Below are 2,293 nucleotides of genomic sequence, written 5' to 3'. Positions count from 1 at the left end.
CCCCCCCCCCCCCCCCCCCCCCCCCCCCCCCCCCCCCCCCCCCCCCCCCCCCCCCTCTTTGCTCCGCCTGCTGTTTGCCTTAGTGCAGGCCGTCCGCCGGTCAACACTTGAGCAGCAAATGCGTCCAGCAATAACCGCGGCGGCCGCCAGCAGAAGGGCCGCTGGCGGTGCTCATGCGGCGTACCCCTTCCAAGCGCTCCGTCACCTTCGCAGACATATCCGCCCCCGCCTTTTGAAGTATGCTGGACATAGATGTCCATAGGGTCTGACTCTTTGCCTTTGAACAAATAATCCGTTGTTACTCCGAAGATCTCACTCAGTCGAATTATTTTTTCACTGTCCGGTAAACTCTGGTCCGTTTCACGCAGTTAAAAAGATGGTGTCAACGGCTTGGTCGATGTTGCCAATGAAGCGATAGAAAATCTCGATTTTCTGTACCCGTTTTCCCTCGCTGTCCTTTACCGCCTCATGGATAAGGATTTTTCAATCAAGGTAATCATACTTCTGCGGTCAGCTCAGACAGGTCGGCATATTGCTTTACCAAAGCAAGCCATTTTTCAATGTTTTCCGTCTGTTCCCGTGCGGCTTCAAGCTGTGTATTCAAGGCCAGGATTTTAGTCTCCAGCGCCTCCTGCTCCTGCTGGTACTTTTGGGAGAGCATAGAGAAGTTCCGGGCGGTCATGACCTCCGCGGTCCTGTACTCATATATCCGGGCTATCAGGCTGTCCAGCTCGGCAAGACGTTTTTCCGCCCGCTTTTTCTCCGCCGCCGCCCGTCTGTGCTTTGCCTCCTGTCCACTGTTGGAGGGCTTCAAAAGGCGGGCGGCTATGGCTTTCTCATTCTGATGGACCGCCTTAATCCAGAACTGCAAACGGGAGAGAACATAGAGCTAAAGAACATCATAGCGGACATAATGTGCGGAACACTGATTGCCGAGTTGTCCATAGCGGCTGCAATCGTAATGCCTGTATGGTTTCTTGATCTGGCGTTTTGTCCTGAAACGCATAGACCAGCCACAACCGGCGCATTTGAGAAGCCTGGAGAAAATTTGTGTTGTCTGGTTCTTCATAGAACGGCGGTGTGTGGCGATCTGTTCCTGCACACGGTCAAAAACATCTTTCGAAATGATCGCCTCATGAGTCCCCTCGACACGTACCCACTCGCTGGGGTCCTTGCGGATACGCTTCTTATTTTTATAGGAGATATTTGTTTCCCGGTAATGGACCGAATTTTCGATGTAGGTTTCATCCTTCAAAATGCTTTTGACCTGGGCTATGGTCCAGGCGCAGGCTTTTCCCTCCGGGTCCTTGCGGCAGCCAATGGGCGCATAGGCGAAAATCCTTTGTCCTTTGGCAAATTTAGCCTTGAACGCTGATTTTACCTTGCGTCTGAATGAGCCGAACCAGTGTGGGGCGATCCACTTCTTCCAGCTGAGCATAATCCTGCATCATGTTCAGCCACTCGTCTACGGACTGTTCTTTTTCCCGCCTGGCAGACAGCAGTTCGCAAAGTACCTTACGCCGCTCCTGCTTTGCGGCTCGCTCTACTTCATAGCCATTCAAGAGCTGGACACACAGGTTTTCCGGGACGCGTCCCATGACCTTATCCCCGTAAGCGGACTGCACCAGCCTGTCCAGTTCCGGCAGCCGCTTCACGTTACCTTTACTCCATAAAACAGGCGGCCGGCAAAACTCTGGCCCCCCATATTTCAAAGTACAAATCTTTCAGCAGCAGACCGGATCCTGGCCACGCTCCACCGTCTCACCCCGAAAGCAATGCCCGCGGTATTTCCAGATGCCGGGCATATCGCGGCATCGCTCGAAAGTAACGTAGCTCGCACGCCACCGACTGGTTTTCGGGTCTTCCCGATGACTATGGCCCCCCCCCATTTATGCGCATGCACTCGAGAGAAAGGCCAACAATTTATCGCTTCGTCCACCATGGCTCCCACAACATAGTCTCTGGGCTTTGCAGTCTCATAACGGAATGTCTTTGCGGTGAATATTTCCAACTCTGCAGTAATTCATCCAGGCCTTTATTTTCTGTAAAAATCTCAGAATCCGTTAGATTATATCAGCCGTATTATGCATCTAAAAATATATTGTTTTTTGTGCTATAATCCCCTGTGACATACTTCCAGCACCAAGCAGAGGACACATTGAGTAACAGTTGGTATTAAAATTGCTATACATTATTTCCAGAGGGGGCGTTGTCCCTCAAAAGTCTGCAAATAAAAAGTCAAGCCTCTGAATGAAAAAATCCTCATTGGAAAACAGGGCAGGCAAAAAAGGCC

At 51.6% G+C, this 2,293-nt stretch carries 4 protein-coding genes; all 4 read right to left on the bottom strand.

All coding sequences use genetic code 11. The annotated features are described in order from the left end of the window. Positions 1-360: 360 nt before the first annotated feature. The 4 genes from ACESY8_RS07170 to ACESY8_RS07155 are packed head-to-tail and all read right to left on the bottom strand — an operon-like array spanning position 361 to position 1,655. Entirely contained in the window at positions 361-474 is a 114-nt protein-coding gene (locus ACESY8_RS07170) for a DUF4368 domain-containing protein (protein ID WP_080568026.1), read from the bottom strand. A gap of 22 nt (positions 475-496) precedes the next feature. Then, the gene (locus tag ACESY8_RS07165; protein ID WP_054338422.1) at positions 497-871 is read right to left on the bottom strand and encodes a DUF4368 domain-containing protein; all 375 of its coding nucleotides are present in this window, start codon (positions 869-871) and stop codon (positions 497-499) included. Between the two features lie 18 nt (positions 872-889). After that, on the bottom strand, positions 890-1,438 hold the full coding sequence (locus tag ACESY8_RS07160) for a recombinase family protein (RefSeq protein ID WP_242957319.1): 549 nt from the start codon (positions 1,436-1,438) through the stop codon (positions 890-892). Further along, on the bottom strand, positions 1,359-1,655 hold the full coding sequence (locus ACESY8_RS07155) for a hypothetical protein (protein WP_021631953.1): 297 nt from the start codon (positions 1,653-1,655) through the stop codon (positions 1,359-1,361). The genes ACESY8_RS07160 and ACESY8_RS07155 overlap by 80 nt, the downstream gene beginning before the upstream one ends. Positions 1,656-2,293 lie beyond the last annotated feature (638 nt).

It is taken from the genome of Clostridium sp. ATCC BAA-442, from assembly GCF_964239415.1.
Taxonomy (GTDB): Bacteria; Bacillota; Clostridia; order Oscillospirales; family Oscillospiraceae; genus Flavonifractor; species Flavonifractor plautii.
This window is presented reverse-complemented; position numbering and strand designations above follow the sequence as displayed.

Excerpts from the sequence above, each read along its gene's own strand:
- ACESY8_RS07160 (WP_242957319.1), bottom strand. The coding sequence starts at position 1,438 with ATGCTCAGCTGGAAGAAGTGGATCGCCCCACACTGGTTCGGCTCATTC.